The following is a 17046-nucleotide window of genomic DNA, read 5'->3' as shown; positions in this document are numbered from 1 at the left end:
TACAAATTTTATTTGTATTATACAAATTTAGGGATAAGAGTTAGGATTCAGTATATTATGTATGAAAAAACAAAATAAAATCAAAAGCAACAAGAAAAATAGGCAAATTTCCGATCAGAATTATGAAAGTAATAGTTATTTTGATACCCTAAATGATAGTAGTACGAGTGAGAAAATGGAATGGAATGAAATTGTATCATTGGCATGGAACGCAAAAGAGATCCTCAGAGGAGATTTTAAGAGAATTGACTATGGGCGAATTATTTTACCATTTATTGTCCTGAGAAGACTCGGGAGACTCTTAGAGCCAACAAAAAAAGAAGTTCTTGAAGAATTAGAAAAACACAAAGGAACAGATGAAAAACTGTTAGAAAAAATCCTAAATGATGTTACTGGTTATGAATTCCATAACAAAAGCAAATTTGATCTAGAGCAACTCCTCGAAGAACCAGATGATATTCATAAAAATATGAAAGAGTACATGCGGGGATTTTCAAAAGAGGTGAAGGAAGTTTTTGAGAATTTCAAATTTAACAATACCATTGATGAATTACATAAGCAAGGTCAATTATACAATATTGTTCAGCATTTTGCAAAAGCCCCTCTTGACAAAGAATCTGTCACTCATGAAGTAATGGGCAGAATCTATGAGGAACTAATTAGAAAAACAAGTGAGGCAACAAATGAAGAGGCAGGTGAGCACTTTACACCAAGAGAAGTTATTCAATTAATGGTAAATCTAATTTTTTCAGAAGATGAAGAAAAACTCAAAGAAGGGGGCGGTTCTGTCTCGATTTATGATCCAGCTGCAGGAACAGGCGGCATGCTTGCAATGGCAAAAAACCATCTTCATGATGATGTTAATTCAAAATTAAAAGTAGAATTGTTTGGGCAGGAACTTTTGCCATTTGCATATGCAATTTGTAAATCAGATATGATGATTAAGGAATTGAACTTAGAGAACATTAAGATTGGAAACAGCCTGACTGATCAAGATGGATTCCCAGACGATAAATTTCACTATATGTTATCTAATCCTCCATTTGGTGTAGATTGGGGAAAATATTCTACAAAGATTTTTGCTGAACAAGAAAAGGGATTTGATGGAAAGTATGGTGCAGGACTTCCAAGAAAAAGCGATGGTTCTTTGCTATTTTTGATGCACATGATTTCAAAAATGAAACCAAAAGAAAATGGTGGTGCAAGAATTGCAATTGTTCTAAACGGGTCTCCGTTATTTACTGGAGAAGCAGGATCTGGTGAAAGCAACATCAGAAAATGGATTATTGAAAATGATATGCTAGAAGCAGTAATTGCAATGCCAGACCAATTATTTTACAACACTGGAATTTTCACATATCTATGGATTGTAACTAATAACAAGCCTGAACATCGTAAAGGAAAGGTCCAATTGATTAATGCAGTTGGTCCTGAATTTTACTCTAAAATGAAAAGCAGTCTTGGTATGAAAAGAAATGAGATAGAAGAAGAAAAGAATGGTCAGATTTCAAAAATTACAAAGATATTCAAGGACTTTGAGGAAGGAGAATTCTCAAAGATTTATGATAACGAATACTTTGGATATACCCGAATTACAGTAGAGCGTCCATTAAAGAGAAATTTTGTTGTAAATGAGGAAAGAATTGAGAATCTAAAACAAGAGAAAAACTTTGAAAAATTACCTGAAAAACCACTCAAGAAAATTCCATCAAAAGGACAGGTTCTAGAATGTCTTGCTAGCATTCCAACTAAAACTTTCAAAAATTATACTGAATTCTCAGATAAAGTCAAAGAAGTTTTCACACAAAAAGAAGTGAAACTCCCATCTCCACTATTAAAGACAATAGAAAATGCATTATCTGAACGAGATGAGACGGCAGAGCCATACTATGAAAAACAAGATGATCCTCACCCTGTAGCCGATTCTGAGCTAAGAGATTATGAAAATATTCCATTGGGAAAAGACATTGATGAATATTTTGAAGAAGAGGTCAAAAAATATGTTCCAGATGCATGGATAGATGAATCAACTAGAGACAAAATTGGATATGAGATTCCATTTACACGTCAATTCTACAAGTACACCCCCCTAAGACCACTAGAAGAAATCAATGCTGACATAAGAAAATTACAAAAAGAAATCTCTGAAGGCCTGGAGGAGTTGATGAATGAATGAAAATTTATCCAAAGATGAAAGATTCTGGTGTGGAATGGATTGGAGAAATACCTGAACATTGGGATATAACAAAAATAAAGTTTACATCATATGTTAAAGGAAGAATTGGTTGGCAGGGATTACGTTCCGATGAATTTACTGATAAAGGTCCCTTGTTAGTAACTGGAACAGATTTTGAAAATGGAAAAATTAATTGGAATACATGTCATCATGTTGATCAATGGAGATATGATCAAGATCCCCACATACAATTAAGAGAAAAAGATATTTTGATTACAAAAGATGGAACAATTGGAAAAGTTGCAAAAGTAGAACAAATTCCTGCACCCACTACATTAAACACTGGAGTAATGGTAATCAGACCATTAAAAGATACATATTTGTCAGAATTTATTTTTTGGATGTTACAGTCAAGCATATTTTTAGAATTCATTAATTGGATAAAAACAGGCTCAACAATTCATCATCTATATCAAGAATCATTCAATAACTTTCAATTTGTATTGCCAAAAACACTAGAAGAACAAAAACAAATTGCAAATTTTCTAGACAAAAAAACTACAAAAATTGATTCGGACATCCAAAAAAACCAAAGACTGGTTGAATTGCTCAAAGAAAAGAGGCAGAGTACCATCAATCAGACTGTAACAAAAGGACTAGATCCTACTGTTCCTATGAAGGATTCGTGTGTGGATTGGATTGGTGAGATACCTAAAGGATGGAATGAAAAAAGACTCAAATTTTCAATTTTCTTACGTTCAGACAAATCAAGAGATTCTAATTCACGACCTTATATTGGACTAGAAAATATTACATCAAAAAATGGAAAATTGATTGATGTAAATAATGAAATGAATGAATCTGATTCTAAATTGTTTGAAGAAAAGGATGTTTTATTAGGAAAACTGAGACCATATCTTGCTAAAGTATGGAATGCAGAATTTGCAGGAAGATGTTCTAGTGAGTTTTTAGTATTCAAAGGAATAGATTACGAATCAAAATTTCTTTCTTTATTGTTGTTATCTGATGGAACAATAAAGAATATTGATGCATCAACTTATGGAGCAAAAATGCCAAGGGCTGAATGGAGTTTTATTGGTAATATGGTTTTACCAGTACCTCCCAAAGAAGAACAAAATGAAATTGCAAGATTTTTAGAAAAAGAAACCTCTAAAATTGATTCATTAATCTCAAAAACAGAATCTCAAATAGAAAAGATACAAGAATTCAGACAAGCACTGATCACATCTGCTGTTACTGGTAAAATTGATGTACGGGAGGCGATTGCGTGACAACTCAAGTCACAGAAAAACAATTTGAAGATACAATTGAAAACTTTCTTCTAGAATCTGGTTATGAAAAATCTACAGAAAACTATGACAGAAAACTTGGCATAGACTATGAGATTTTAATTCGATTCATTGAAAACTCACAACAAGATAATTTCAATAAACTCAAAGAGATTCATGGAGAAAATACTCGAGATGAGATTCTTCGTAGTGTAGAAAAGACATTAGATTCTGAATCCATGATACATGTTCTAAGAAACGGATTTGTACTATCTGACATCAGACTAGATTGTGCCTATTTCAAGCCTGTTTCGGGTAGAAATCCAGAACTGCAACGCCTCTATGAGAAAAACATTCTCTCAGTAAAAAGACAATTTCACTATTCTACAAAAAATGAAAAGTCAATTGATTTGGGATTTTTCCTAAACGGATTACCCGTAGCAACAGCAGAACTCAAAGACTACAAAAATGGCTATCTTGACGCGATAACTCAATATCAACAAGACAGGGATCCACAAGAGATTCTATTTGCGTTTAAAAAAAGAGCAATGGTTCACTTTGCAGTAGATCCATTTGAAATTCACATGACTACAAAACTAGAGGGAACAAAAACTGAATTCCTGCCATTTAACAAAGGATACAATGGCGGAAAGGGAAACCCTCCAAACCCCTCTGGAATGAGAACTAGTTATCTCTGGGAAAAAATACTACAAAAAGATCAATGGCTTGACATTATTGGAAGATACATTGCAATACAAATTATTCCACAAAAGTATCCGGAAAAACCAAAAGAAAAACTCATCTTCCCAAGATATCATCAATTAGATGCGGTAAATCTACTGGAAAATGAAACCAAAGATAATGGTGCAGGAGATAACTATCTAATTCAACACTCCACTGGAAGTGGAAAAAGTAATACAATTGCATGGCTTGCATACAAATTATTTTCATTACATGATAATGATGATGAGGCAATTTTTAATTCTGTAATTGTTTTGTCTGACAGAGTAGGGGTTGTAAATCAACTTGCAAAGACAATAGAACAATTCAAAAAAACTGAAGGTGTAGTTGAAAAAATGGAAAACACACCTGCATTAATTGATAATTTACAAACTGCAAACAAAATTCTAATCACGACTCAGCAAAAATTCCCCCAAACACTAAAAAAAATTGGAGAAATAAAGGGGAAAAAATTTGCAGTAATTATTGATGAGGCACACTCTTCTCAAGCAGGAGATGAAGCAAAATCAGTTGTTGATGTGCTTTCAGCAAAAATGCCTGAGGAAATCAAAAAAGAGGCGCAGCAAGAAGAATCCAAAAAAGGGTTGGTTGAAAAAATAGAGGAATTTCGCTCAATTGAGAATCTCAGCTACTATGCCTTTACTGCAACCCCTAAAGAAAAGACCCTTAGGCTCTTTGGAAAAGAGATTTCTGAGCCCAGCAGGAGGGGGGATGGAATCCCATATGATCCTCATCATGAATACACAATGAGGCAGGCAATTGAGGAGGGATTCATCTTAGATGTATTGCAAAACTATACGACATACAATCAATATTTTAATCTGGTAAAAACTTCAACTGGAGAAAAAATAGTTGAAGGAAAAAGAGCAACAGCTGCAATTCTTCGATGGGTAAATTCTCACGAGATGGCAGAAGAAGCAAAAAGTGAAGTAATTCTAGCGGACTTTCAACAAAATGTCAAGCCTGCAATAGGCGGGCTAGCAAAAGCAATGATTGTAACTCCTGCCAGACTTGCAGCATTCAAGTACAAACGAATCTTAGACAGACTAATCAAAGAAAAAGAGATCAAAGGCGTAAAGACACTTGTTGCATTTTCTGGCTCTATCAAAGATGAAGAAGGAAATTTTCATACTGAATACTCGCTAAATCACACAAGTACAGATGAACAGCTAAGAGAATTATTTGATACTCCTGAATATAATATTCTAATTGTTGCAGAAAAATATCAAACAGGATATGATCAGCCATTATTGCATACAATGTATGTAGACAAGCAACTCAAAGGAATAAAGGCTGTTCAGACATTGTCTCGTCTTAACAGATATCATCCATTAAAGGAAGAAACTAGAGTAATTGATTTTGTTAATGAAGCACAATCAATTCAAGATTCCTTTAAGGTATTTTATGAAGGAACATCATTAATTGACAAAGTAAAACCAAATTTCATTATTGAATTGTTTTCTCATATTATGGAGTTTAAAATTATCACACAAAAAGATCTTGATGATTTTGCAGACATTTGGTTTGATCCTGAAACACATTCAACTGATCACCCTGAAATTTTTAGACGGATTGAACCACTACTTGACAGATACAACAAAAGTGATGAAAAGATTCAAGATGAATTTAGATCAAACTTGCACAAATATCATAGCGAATATGCATTTTTAACTAGACTTGTAAAATACAAGGATGTCAATCTTGAGAAATTGTATGCATTAATCAAATTTCTTGTGGCTAAAAAACTATTATCAGGGGATACATTGCAACTTGGAGCAGTACAAGGAGACATTTCGCTTCAGAGATTTAGGCTCGAAAAGATTCATGAAGGAAATATTTCTCCTGACTCTGGAAAGAGAAATCTTGTTTCTTCAGGAAAAATCCCATCTGGTAAAAAACCTGAGATTCTAACATCCTTATCTGATATTATTCGCGCAATGAATGATCAGTTTGGAAAAGGATTTGATCTTAGCGATGCTGAAGTAATGACTATTGATCAGTGGATGTCAGAACTGATGAAAAATTCCTCACTCAAAGAGATTGCTAAATCAAAATTCAATGATAAAAATGATCTAGCCAGAGCATTCAAAGAGGAATTTGACAAAATTATTGGAAGTAGACAAACTGCGGAAAAATATAAGGGACTAGTATCAAGAATTTGGGAAGATGAAGAATATCATTCTGCAATAGTACAAAAAGCAGTGGACGCATACTATGAACGAATTCAAGAAAATCATATTCCTCCAATCACTCCTGCCAATCCTGTAGAAAACAGATTACGATTTAGACAGACAATCTCAAGTTGTAGAGGACATCTGCATTGGGTTGACAGATACTTCAATTATGAAGGATTGGAATTTTTAATGCACGGACTTGATATGGATAATGTAAAACATGTTAAAATTCTAACAAGTGTTTATCAGAATGGAATTAATGATAGACTGTATAACGAATTCTCTAAATTCCAAAATGAATTAAAGGAAAAAGGAATTTCTTGTGAGATGCAGGTGATAATGACTAAAGACTTGCATAGACAGATGCATGATAGATTTATGATTGCAGAAAATGTAACATATAATGTTCCATCACCTACTACAGTAAATCTTGGCCAATATAGTGAAATTAGAAAAACTACCTCTCAAGTTCCCTTTGATGAATGGTGGAATAGTTCCGAATCCATTGACATTTTGCAAAATTGGGATAAAATTAAGGAAAAACGTGAGCAATTGTCAAGGAGGTACTAGCTTTTGAGACTAAAATCATACCCAAAAATGAAAGATTCAGGAGTAGAATGGATTGGAAAGGTTCCTGAGAATTGGGAAATAAAGAAGATTAAATATGATTTTGATATTAGAAGTGGAAAGACCCTTCAAAGTAGCGTAGAAAATGAAGATGAAATTCCTGTAAAATATATCACCACAAGTAATGTCCTGTGGGAAAAAATTGATTTGAATAATTTGCCAACAATGTGGGCAAATAAAAATGAGATAAGAAAATACGGTGTAAAGAATGGAGATCTGTTAGTTTGTGAAGGTGGAGAAGGAGGACGTTCAGCTGTTTTAGAGAAAATTGAAATGGATTGTATTACACAGAATCACGTTCATATCGTTCGTCCAAAAAACAATCAAAATACAAAATTTCTGATGTATGTTTTAGAATCTATAAAAAATTCAAAATGGTTTGAAGCAATTACTGCTAGAGTTACTATATCAAATCTACCAAACCTGACATTGGCTAACACAAGAATCCCTTTTCCCTCATCTGGTGAACAAAATAATGTTGTAAAGTTTTTAGAAATTGAAACATCAAAAATTGATTCTTATTCAGAAAAATATCAAAAAATGGCTAATCTTCTTAAAGAAAAAGCAAAGATAGTAGTAAATCAAGCAGTTACAAAAGGATTAGAACCTTCAGTTCTAATGAAGGATTCGAAAGTTAAAGCCATTGGATTAATTCCAAAAAAATATCATATTAAACAACTGAAACATGTAGTATTAGAGATGATCTCAGGACCTTTTGGTTCATCATTAAAAAAAGAAGAATATTCTAAAAATGGATATAGAGTATATGGACAAGAACAAGTAATCCCAGCAAATTTTTCAATCGGAGATTACTATATTCCAAAAGAAAAATTTCAAACTATGAAGAGATTTCAAGTTTTTCCAAATGATGTGTTAATAAGTTGTGTTGGAACATTTGGTAAAATTGCTCTGGTCCCAGAAAATATTGAAAAGGGAATAATCAATCCTCGTTTGATAAAATTAACACCAAATCCGAAGATTTGCTTCCCAAAATTTTTGGTTGAGTATCTGAAGTCTTCTTCATGTTATTCACAGCTTGAAGAATCTAGCCGTGGTGGAACTATGGATATAATCAATTTGGAAATTTTGTCCAAACTCTTTATTCCTATACCTCCTCTTAATGAACAAAAAAACATTGTTAGTTTTGTAGAAAACGAAATTTCAAAAATAAACAAAATTATTTCTAAATGTAATCATAAAATTGAAAAACTTAGAGAATTCCGTAATTCATTAATTTCATCGGCAACTACAGGAAAAATAGATTTACGATAATAAAAAAACCATATTTATGTAAGAATAAAAGTTTGATTGTGTTGCAGTCATAGTATAGCCTGGTTAGTATTCGGGGTTTCCAACCCTGTGACGCGGGTTCGAATCCCGCTGACTGCATTTCAAAATATTTTATTTTAATGATTCTAATAGAATACTGTTACTAACCAAATATTGCTTTAACCCAATTATTGATTTTTCAATTTCTTTGTATCTTTGAGATAAATCATTATAATTTTCTTCAATTTTATCAAAATCTAAAATGGTTAAGTATGGTTCTACTGAAAAATACTTTTGATATTTGTCTTCATCAGATAGTTGATAGTGAGTATCCATGTAGTCTCTATTGCCCATTAATGCTTCAGCATAATTTCTACCACAAACATTTTCTACCGTAGAACTGAAAAACTTTCTAAATTCATAAAAACGAATAGTATTTTGTTCATTTTTGTTTTGATCTATTTGTTCTGAAATATTTTTGACATGATTTTTCAGTAACATTTGAAGTGATTGTTTGGCTGAATCTGGATTGAATCTATGTACGTTTCCACCATTTGTCACAGATGTTCTTCCAAAAATATAGATGCTTGAAATATCCAAATTAAGGCTATTTTTATGCCATCCAAAGTTCTTTTTCAGATAATCTTGTAAGTGAATAGTTGTTTCTTCTGTAATGAATACCTGACGTGCTCTTTTCTTTTTTGATGTAGCTCGAATCAAAATTTTTGTTGGTTTAGAATCAAAATCTATGTCACTATATCTCAATTGAATTAATTCACTAATTCTTAGACCTGCACTTGATGCTAACAAAATTGCAATTTTTAGTTTAAGATCTGCATTACAAAGAATATGAAGAATTTGTTTTCTTGTTAATGTCATTTCTTGAATTTTTGTATTTTTGAATTATTTACTAACTGGTCTGTGATTTTTTACATTACCTTGAACAATATCAACCCTAAATCAAAATTTTGTTTTCATGATTAACATATTATATTTTGAGCCAATCTGGCTCGTACAAAATCTAAGATTGCTCTATCCATTCTAAAAAGTTCTTTCTAGCCGATGAAACATTTTTCTTTAATTCTTTTAAAAATCCCGCATATTTGTCAGCATAAACTATCTTGTTTCCTTTTCTTCTTTTTGTAATGTGATCTAGTCCTGCATGATTTTCTGGAGTGCTTGTGACTTTGTCAAAATAAATTCTGAATGTTTTCTTTGCTGTAAGATTATACTTTTTTCTGAGTTTTCTAAGATTATATCCGTCAGACCATTTTGAAAAAAAGAAATTCTTTTTCTGATTGTCTAATCTCTTTTTTGTGCTTACCTCAATTATGAATAAATAATCTTTATACTCAAAAAGAGAATCTATTTCTCCAATCTCCAACTTGCCGTCCAGAATTCTTTCATTAGACATAATCTTTGTAAATTCTAATTTTGATAGAAATTCTTCTACCTCTTCTTCATGACGCTTTGTTTCTGGATTTACATTAACCAAGCCTAATGACATTTTTCTTGATTTCTAAAAAATGATCCTAATCATACCCATAGTGACGACCAAATCATACAGATTTGAACCGTAACTCCGTTCTTGCCCTCAGCAAATATGATTAATAGTTAGATAATTCTGAATTTGTTATGAAATTCTTATTTTTATTCTCATTAATCTTACTTCTTGGTTTTTTCATAGGTGATTCACATGCGCAGGTCATCGATCCAATAACTGTTAGAACGGACAAAACATCGTACTCTCATGGCGAAACAATCTTTGTTTCTGGCGAGGTGAGTAGCAAGATTTCTGGCGAGGCAGTCAATCTTGTAATGACTGCACCTAATGGAAATATTGTAACTGTCACAGCTATTCCCGTTGATAATTACAATGAATATCGAACCGAGTTAACTGCAGGTGGCTCACTTATGAGAGCAGAGGGAACATACACGATTAACGTTGATTATGGAAACCAATCACGTTCTGCAAAGACTACGTTCTACTACAGCGGTTCATCTACTGCAACAGGGGATGCAGATGCAAGCACAATAAGCGTCTCAGGCTTCAAAGAATCTGTAAGGTACGAAATCTCCGGCGGAAAAGTTTTCTATGTTACACCTGATATGGATGCAATATCTCTGATAGTTAGTATTGATACATTTAACGAAGGTTATGTCACATTACATCTACCCCGAACATTAATTGATTCTAAGTATCAGAATAACGATTCCAAGTTTTTTGTATTGGTTGATGGTGACACCAAGGATTATGACGAAACTTCGACTTCTGAGATCAGAACCATCACAATTCCGTTTAGAGCAGGAAGCGAAGAAATTGAAATAATTGGAACACATCTCTTATCTGAAACATCTCAGAGTTTAAGTACAGTTCCTGTAATAGAAGTAGAAACAAACAAGCAAACATACAGTGACGGTGAAATTCTTTATGTTACTGGTAAAGTAAAAGATATTCTTGGTGGAGAAGCAGTCTCCCTTATCATCACACATCCAACAGGAGAAATTTTTGTAATAGATCAACTACGAGTAAACAGAGACAAAGCATTTTCTACATCTGTTGAATTAGGTGACGAATCTATGGAGTCAGGAAAATATACAATAGTTGTGCAGTACGGAACTCAGTCAAGAACTGCAACTACTACTTTTGAATACATTGATGATTTTACATTTCCTACAAAAGACGATTACACACCTCCAAAAATACTGCAGCCCACTGATATCACAACAAATGCCGAAACTCAAAATGGGGCACGTGTTTCATTTGATGTGTTAGCCATTGATGATGTAGATGAGCTAGTCATTCCTTACTGTAATCCTGTCTCAGGATCGATTTTTCCAATTGGAAGCCATGTTGTAGTATGTGATGCTACAGATTCTGCAAGCAATAGAGCTGCTCAGGTCTCATTTACTGTTACCGTAAATCCACCTGGAATAACAGTACCAAACTGGATAAAGAACATTGCAGAATTCTGGTGTGACGATAAAATCGATAATGCGTCATTTATTGAGGGAATCCAGTATCTTATTGATAACGAAATAATTCTAATCACCGCAACAACTTCTGCCAACTCGGACTCGCAATCAATTCCTCCATGGATAAAAAATAATGCATGCTGGTGGTCTGAAGGACAGATCACCGACGAGGATTTTGTTAAAGGAATCGAGTATTTGGTATCTAATGGAATAATCAATGTGGCAAAAGGTGAGACTATAGATATTCAATTTGATTTTGATTCGTCAAAGGAAGACATTCTAAAAAATCTGAGTCAAATTGGACGTTCCACTCAATTTCTAATTAAATTCGATGCAGACAAATCTACAAATGGAAACCAATTCCAAGTATACAAAATAGTTCACGATGAGGATGGATGGATTGGTGACATGTCAATCTATTACGGAAAATCTGATGCCCTATGGCACCCTTCAGAATTTGACAACATTTTTCAGCTGAAAGTCTTTCTGTCCAACGAAAACGGTGCAGTCCCTACAACAAAATCCGAATCTATAGTCAAAGCCATTGCAGAGACATTTGAAGATGAGCTGAATACTTTAGGTATATCTGAAACCCCTTCAAACTGGATAGAGAATGTAATGGTGTCGGGAAATGATGTCGGCGGAGGAGAAAGAAAGGAGGTTCTATCAAATGACTCTCTGGAAGTAAGTTTTGCTTACAAAAAATCAAGCTTGGGATTTTTTGAATTTATCATAACAGAAAAATCTTAGATAGAAATTTTGTTTATGTAATCAACTCTAAGAACCTTTCAAATGATGGATCTTTTTCTTTTAGAAACTTTGCAAGCTTGACATATGTCTCTTCAATCTCTACTTGTTTTTCTTTTGTTTTTTCAATCTCTTCTTCTATTTTTGCAAAGTCTGACATTGTAAGGTGTGGCTCGCATTTTTGATACATTTTGATCTTTTCTTTTTCTGGAAGGGAATAATATGTGTCAAGATAACTGTGATGTCCCATTAGTGCATGAGCAAAATTTGATCCTGCAATATTGCTGACTGTAGTATAGAAAAATTCTCTTAGTGCATGATAGTGAATTAGTCTCTTGCCGTTTCGCATCTTCATGTTGAGATGTGGTATGTTTTTCAGGTAATTGTTTAGTGATTGCTCTAAAATATCAACAGACCCGCGCTGTTCATCTTTTTTTGGCATTATTTTTCTTCTAGCTAATGATGTCCTTCCAAAAATTTTCACGTTTTGCAAATCTACATTGGTGTCGTTTTCTTTCCATGAAAAATAACGATTAAGATAATCCTTTAATGCATTTGTAGCTTCTGCTGTAAGGAATGTTTCACGATCCTCTCTTGTCTTTGTTGTTTCAGCACGGATGAAAATTCTTGTAGGGCTGTTGCCAAAGTCAATGTCAGACAAACGCAATTCTGCAATCTCGCCTATTCTCATGCCGCTTGCAATTGCAACATAGAATACTATTCTAAGCTTGAACGGCAATACGTTGAGAGCTCTCACTATCAGCTCCCTTGTAAGCGGCTCTTTTCTGATCTTGTGAATCTTTGGCAGTCGTACTCTCTGCTTGCATTTCTCATTGTATATCTCAATTCCAATGTATGTGAGATAGCTCTTTACTGCTGAAAACCATTGCTTGACGGTTCTTGGATATACTTCCGACTTTGACAGAAATATTACATAATCGCTGAGAACATTGTATACGTCAATTTCGTTATTGCCTATCTTGTCTCTTAACTGGATCTCGTTTATGCTGTAGCATTCGTCTAGGAATTTTCTAAAGCCATTCTTTTTTCCTTTGATTGCTGTGCCATAACCGTGAACAGACGAATAGCTGTGAGATGTGGAATATACTGCATCAAGAAAATTCTGCAATGCCCTGTTTGCTTCTGCCTGTTTGTTGCTTTCGTTCACTGAAGTATCTAGGTATGGCTACTGTTAAAAATCCCAAGTGGTTATCTTATACGTATAACGTGGACTTAGTTAATTGATAAAATTAGTCTCAAAGTTCAATTTTTCTAATTAGTAAATTTACAATATTTCAAATATCACTTTAAGATAGGTAAAATGAAATGAAACTAATTTCTAGGCTTTCAAATTCAACTTTTGCAAAAAGTACTACACTGATCTCATTTACTTCTATTTTGGCTGTTTTAGGTCCTGTCATTACAGTTTCTGGTGGTTTTTGGGATGCCATTTCTCATCTTTTAAGAGAACCTGAATTCTTCTGGACAACACAACACATTACAGTTTACTTTGGTGTATCTCTTGTCTCTTGTGCGGCAATTCTAGGAATCATATTACTGATAAGAAAATCTGTCAGAGGCTCATTAAATACTGGTATCAAACTTGTAATAATTGGATCTGGTATTCAACTCATTTCAGGATTTGGAGATTCTTTATCACATGATATATTTGGAATTGATGGATTGATTTCTTGGTCTCATCAACCTCTTGAATTCGGTCTTGTTTTAGCATCACTAGGTGGATTACTTATTATAAAAAATAGAGAACATACTAAACTCAAACTCTTATTGCCATTTTCCATTATTTCATTTATCTTCTTTACAACTTGGCTTGCCTTCAATCTTGCATTGATTTTAGGACATGTTATTCAATGTATTCCGGTCTACGAAATATTCTCATCAGGTTGTGCAATTTTATAATTTTTTAATTTCATATATGACGCCAAAATTATCATTATTGAACCTACTAGTATTATGATTCCCGCAGGAATCATTTCCTTAGAATTAGTATCTCCAAATTCGACTTGAATATTAATTGGATTTTTTGATACATTTACAATCTTCACAGAATATTTTCCAGTTTTTTCATAATCAAAATATGCTACTGACATTTTTGTATGAACTGATTGTTCAGAAATTACATTACCCACAGTATCCAATACTTGCACAAACACTTCATCTCCAGAAAAATTAGGCATGAATACTTTGTAATATCCTATGTCTTCTCCTGCAAAACTCATATCTATTTTGTGAGAATTTGATGATTCTAAAAGAAATTCTTCCGAAATTCTATCTCCTTGTAGAAAAACCATTGAAATCCAACTAATTCCCACAATGCTTAGCATAATTCCAATCTTGAACAATGAAACCTTCAATTCATTTCTCTTGAAAATTTTTTGCTTAATAAGATAATCTAAAGGGCTCGGAGGGCTTCGATCCCTCGACCTGGCGGTTCGAAGCCGCCCGCACTATCCAGACTGTGCTACGAGTCCAAACAAGTAAGAATTTAACAGGCCTAAAAATCTGTCTAGATACAATGAAAGTGTCAAAAAAAGTTGCAGGTGTTGAATATGCAATTAGAGACATTGTTCTAACTGCAAGAAAAGTTCAACAAAAAGGAATGAAGGTTGACTATCTTAACATTGGTGATCCTGTGCAATTTGGATTTCAACCACCTGATAATGTAAAACAAGCTTTGATCGATGCAATCAACAGGGGCGAAAACTATTATTCTACATCAGAAGGACTGGCTGAATTACGTAATGAAATTGCAAAAAAGGAAAATGTGAAGGGACTATCAATTGACTCTGATGATATCTTAGTTACAAATGGTGTTTCTGAAGGACTTGATATGGTAATTTCTTCAATTGTTGAAGAAGGAGATGAGGTTCTGTTACCGGGTCCTTACTATCCGCCATATGCTTCTTATGTAAGACTGCATGGAGGACTGCCTGTTGAATTTGCAGTGGACTTGGAAAATTCAACTCCTGATATTGAAGACATACGAAAAAAGATTACTTCAAAAACTGTTGCAATTTGTTTAATCAGCCCAAACAATCCTACTGGGGTTGTATTTAATGAGAATTCACTTAGGGAACTTGTAAACATTGCAAATGAGAGCAACCTCTACATTATTTGTGATGAAATCTACGATCAAATTATCTTTGATGAAAAATTTACAGGAATTGGCAAAGTTGCTGGTGATTCTCCAGTAATTGTCCTAAATGGTTTTTCTAAAGTTCATTTAATGTCTGGATGGAGAATTGGATACATTGCATTTAATCAATCTTCTAAACTAGATGATTTACGAGAAAACCTTCCTAAACTTGCTCGGGTTAGAATTGCTACTAACCTGCCAGTACAACATGCTGCACTTGAATCATTACGTGGATCTCAAGATTACATCTCAAAATTTGTTTCTGAAATAAAACAACGTAGAGACTTGGTCATCAAAAGACTAAACGAAATACCTGGACTTTCTTGTCCAAACCCAAAGGGATCTTTTTACGCATTTCCAAAAATTGAAGACAATCGATTTGGAACTGACAAAGAATTTGTTACAAAACTCTTGGAATCGAAAGGAGTTCTAACTGTTCATGGTTCTGGATTTGGTGAAAAATATGGTAGTGGACATTTTAGACTAGTTTATCTTCCAAGTTTGGAAACACTTGATTCAGCAATGACTAAGATTGAAGAGTTCGTAAGTCAATAATTCCAAATAGACCATTTTTCAGGAATTATCTCAATAATACAGTCAGTATCATCAAGTAATTCTTTTGCTGATTTATTTTCTATGGTATCAAAATATCTGAGAAGAATTTTTTTTCCAATTCTTTTTACTTTGGAGTTCTCTAAAATCAAACTTGCATTTCCTTGTCCCATTACACCATAGATATTTGGTGCATTGACTCCGACATCTATGCAAAAACTAACCCGTTTATTCTTTTGTACATTTTTTGCTTTTTGAGTTTTTGTGTTTGTTCCTATGTAGATTTTTTTTGAGCTATACATGTACCAAACAGGAACAATATGAGGAGTCTTGTTCTTGCCTATGGTTGCAAGCCGTAAAACTTTTTGTTCTCTGAGAAATTTATCTCGGCTGTTCATGTTTTCTAAAACCTAATGCTATCATAAAAACCCCGAATCCTATCATTGCAACTGAAACTTTTTCATTTGTTATTTCAGAATTTACCAAAAAATCCATCATAAACTCTGGTCCCCAAATTAACAGCTGTCTGACAATAACAATTCCTGCACTAATAAGAAAAAGAGCACCAATTGCAGTATACCAATTTCTACCACGTCGATAGTATTCGTGACTCATAACTTTACAAAATTATGCTTAGATAATTTTGATTCCTGGATTTTTTATCTTGTTTCTAATCATTGCATTTAGCAAGAGTGGTGTTGCAATTTCAGCCATGTATGATAACTCTCCGGGCCCCAAGTAAATTGGTCTTAGTCCCTTTATTTCATTAATCAAGCTATTCACCACACCTACTGATTCTTTATCATCGCCACATACAAAGATGTCATAATCCAATTCTAGTGTTGGGTTAACAAGTTTCTTTTCAGAAATCACATGAAACGCTGAAACTAATTTTGATTTGTCCTTGACATACTTTGATACTAACTGATATGAAAATGGTTTATTCTCTTTAATTGGAATAAATTCAAAACCAACATCTGTCTTGGTCATTGGAACTATTGGTGATATTACAACACAACTATCTTTTGTTTGAGGCAATATCTCTGAACATACTGTATCGATATTTTCATATGGGATTGACAAAACCAAAACGTCACTTTCTTTTGCGACAGAAATGTTATCATTCCCAGTAATGCTTCCTTTAATTTCTCCAAATGCTTCTTTTGCAAGATTTGTGTATTCCGTTGCTGATGATGATGCTCTTGCAGCATCTCTGGAACCTACAATGACATCGTGATTAAGAGACCATCTAAGAGCAAAACCTTTCCCCATTCCTCCTGTTCCACCAATAATTCCTACTTTCATGTACTTTGTTCTGATAATGTTATTATTATCTCT

General features: G+C 33.6%; 14 protein-coding genes and 2 tRNA genes. 8 read left to right on the top strand and 8 right to left on the bottom strand.

What is annotated here, in order from left to right:
• Window positions 1–175: 175 nt before the first annotated feature.
• The 5 genes from NsoK4_RS08125 to NsoK4_RS08105 all read left to right on the top strand — a co-directional run bounded on the left by NsoK4_RS08125 (window position 176) and on the right by NsoK4_RS08105 (window position 8396).
• Window positions 176–2176, top strand: a complete 2001-nt coding sequence (locus tag NsoK4_RS08125; protein ID WP_211686922.1) for a type I restriction-modification system subunit M — start codon at window positions 176–178, stop codon at window positions 2174–2176.
• The gene (locus NsoK4_RS08120; RefSeq protein ID WP_211686919.1) at window positions 2173–3468 is read left to right on the top strand and encodes a restriction endonuclease subunit S; all 1296 of its coding nucleotides are present in this window, start codon (window positions 2173–2175) and stop codon (window positions 3466–3468) included. Before NsoK4_RS08125 ends, NsoK4_RS08120 begins: the two co-directional genes overlap by 4 nt.
• Window positions 3465–6950, top strand: coding sequence for a type I restriction endonuclease subunit R (locus tag NsoK4_RS08115; RefSeq protein ID WP_211686916.1), 3486 nt, complete (start codon window positions 3465–3467; stop codon window positions 6948–6950). Before NsoK4_RS08120 ends, NsoK4_RS08115 begins: the two co-directional genes overlap by 4 nt.
• A 3-nt stretch (window positions 6951–6953) precedes the next feature.
• Window positions 6954–8279, top strand: coding sequence for a restriction endonuclease subunit S (locus NsoK4_RS08110; protein WP_211686914.1), 1326 nt, complete (start codon window positions 6954–6956; stop codon window positions 8277–8279).
• A gap of 43 nt (window positions 8280–8322) precedes the next feature.
• Window positions 8323–8396, top strand: a tRNA-Gly gene (locus NsoK4_RS08105).
• 12 nt (window positions 8397–8408) lie between these two features.
• Here NsoK4_RS08105 and NsoK4_RS08100 read toward each other — a convergent pair.
• Both NsoK4_RS08100 and NsoK4_RS08095 read right to left on the bottom strand, forming a co-directional pair.
• The gene (locus NsoK4_RS08100) at window positions 8409–9155 is read right to left on the bottom strand and encodes a tyrosine-type recombinase/integrase (RefSeq protein WP_211686913.1); all 747 of its coding nucleotides are present in this window, start codon (window positions 9153–9155) and stop codon (window positions 8409–8411) included.
• Window positions 9156–9297: 142 nt separating this feature from the next.
• On the bottom strand, window positions 9298–9783 hold the full coding sequence (locus NsoK4_RS08095) for a hypothetical protein (protein WP_211686910.1): 486 nt from the start codon (window positions 9781–9783) through the stop codon (window positions 9298–9300).
• Between the two features lie 128 nt (window positions 9784–9911).
• Between NsoK4_RS08095 and NsoK4_RS08090 the strand changes: the two genes are divergently transcribed.
• On the top strand, window positions 9912–12002 hold the full coding sequence (locus NsoK4_RS08090) for an HYR domain-containing protein (protein ID WP_211686908.1): 2091 nt from the start codon (window positions 9912–9914) through the stop codon (window positions 12000–12002).
• Between the two features lie 13 nt (window positions 12003–12015).
• Here the strand turns inward: NsoK4_RS08090 and NsoK4_RS08085 are convergent, their stop codons facing one another.
• Window positions 12016–13167: a site-specific integrase gene (locus NsoK4_RS08085; protein ID WP_211686905.1), complete on the bottom strand. Its 1152-nt coding sequence runs from the start codon at window positions 13165–13167 to the stop codon at window positions 12016–12018.
• 158 nt (window positions 13168–13325) lie between these two features.
• Between NsoK4_RS08085 and NsoK4_RS08080 the strand changes: the two genes are divergently transcribed.
• The gene (locus NsoK4_RS08080; protein ID WP_211686902.1) at window positions 13326–13919 is read left to right on the top strand and encodes a hypothetical protein; all 594 of its coding nucleotides are present in this window, start codon (window positions 13326–13328) and stop codon (window positions 13917–13919) included.
• On the opposite strand, the gene NsoK4_RS08075 is transcribed toward NsoK4_RS08080, so the two are convergent.
• Entirely contained in the window at window positions 13883–14374 is a 492-nt protein-coding gene (locus tag NsoK4_RS08075) for a hypothetical protein (RefSeq protein ID WP_211686899.1), read from the bottom strand. The two genes, NsoK4_RS08080 and NsoK4_RS08075, sit on opposite strands and share 37 nt — an antisense overlap.
• 42 nt (window positions 14375–14416) lie before the next feature.
• Window positions 14417–14491, bottom strand: a tRNA-Arg gene (locus NsoK4_RS08070).
• A 44-nt stretch (window positions 14492–14535) separates the two neighbouring features.
• On the opposite strand from NsoK4_RS08070, the gene NsoK4_RS08065 reads away from it, so the two are divergent.
• The gene (locus tag NsoK4_RS08065; RefSeq protein WP_211686897.1) at window positions 14536–15711 is read left to right on the top strand and encodes an aminotransferase class I/II-fold pyridoxal phosphate-dependent enzyme; all 1176 of its coding nucleotides are present in this window, start codon (window positions 14536–14538) and stop codon (window positions 15709–15711) included.
• Here NsoK4_RS08065 and NsoK4_RS08060 read toward each other — a convergent pair.
• The 3 genes from NsoK4_RS08060 to npdG are packed head-to-tail and all read right to left on the bottom strand — an operon-like array spanning window position 15705 to window position 17013.
• Entirely contained in the window at window positions 15705–16106 is a 402-nt protein-coding gene (locus tag NsoK4_RS08060; protein WP_211686894.1) for a pyridoxamine 5'-phosphate oxidase family protein, read from the bottom strand. The two genes, NsoK4_RS08065 and NsoK4_RS08060, sit on opposite strands and share 7 nt — an antisense overlap.
• Window positions 16090–16323 (bottom strand): hypothetical protein, encoded by a 234-nt coding sequence (locus tag NsoK4_RS08055; RefSeq protein WP_211686891.1) that lies wholly within the window; start codon window positions 16321–16323, stop codon window positions 16090–16092. The genes NsoK4_RS08060 and NsoK4_RS08055 overlap by 17 nt, the downstream gene beginning before the upstream one ends.
• A gap of 18 nt (window positions 16324–16341) precedes the next feature.
• Complete coding sequence (gene npdG, locus NsoK4_RS08050; RefSeq protein WP_211686889.1) at window positions 16342–17013, bottom strand: NADPH-dependent F420 reductase; 672 nt, start codon at window positions 17011–17013, stop codon at window positions 16342–16344.
• Window positions 17014–17046: the final 33 nt, after the last annotated feature.

Origin of the sequence: Nitrosopumilus sp. K4 (assembly GCF_018128925.1) — an archaeon.
Taxonomy (GTDB): Archaea; Thermoproteota; Nitrososphaeria; order Nitrososphaerales; family Nitrosopumilaceae; genus HKST03.
Note: the sequence above shows the minus strand (reverse complement) of the source record. Positions and strands in the feature narration are given on the sequence as shown.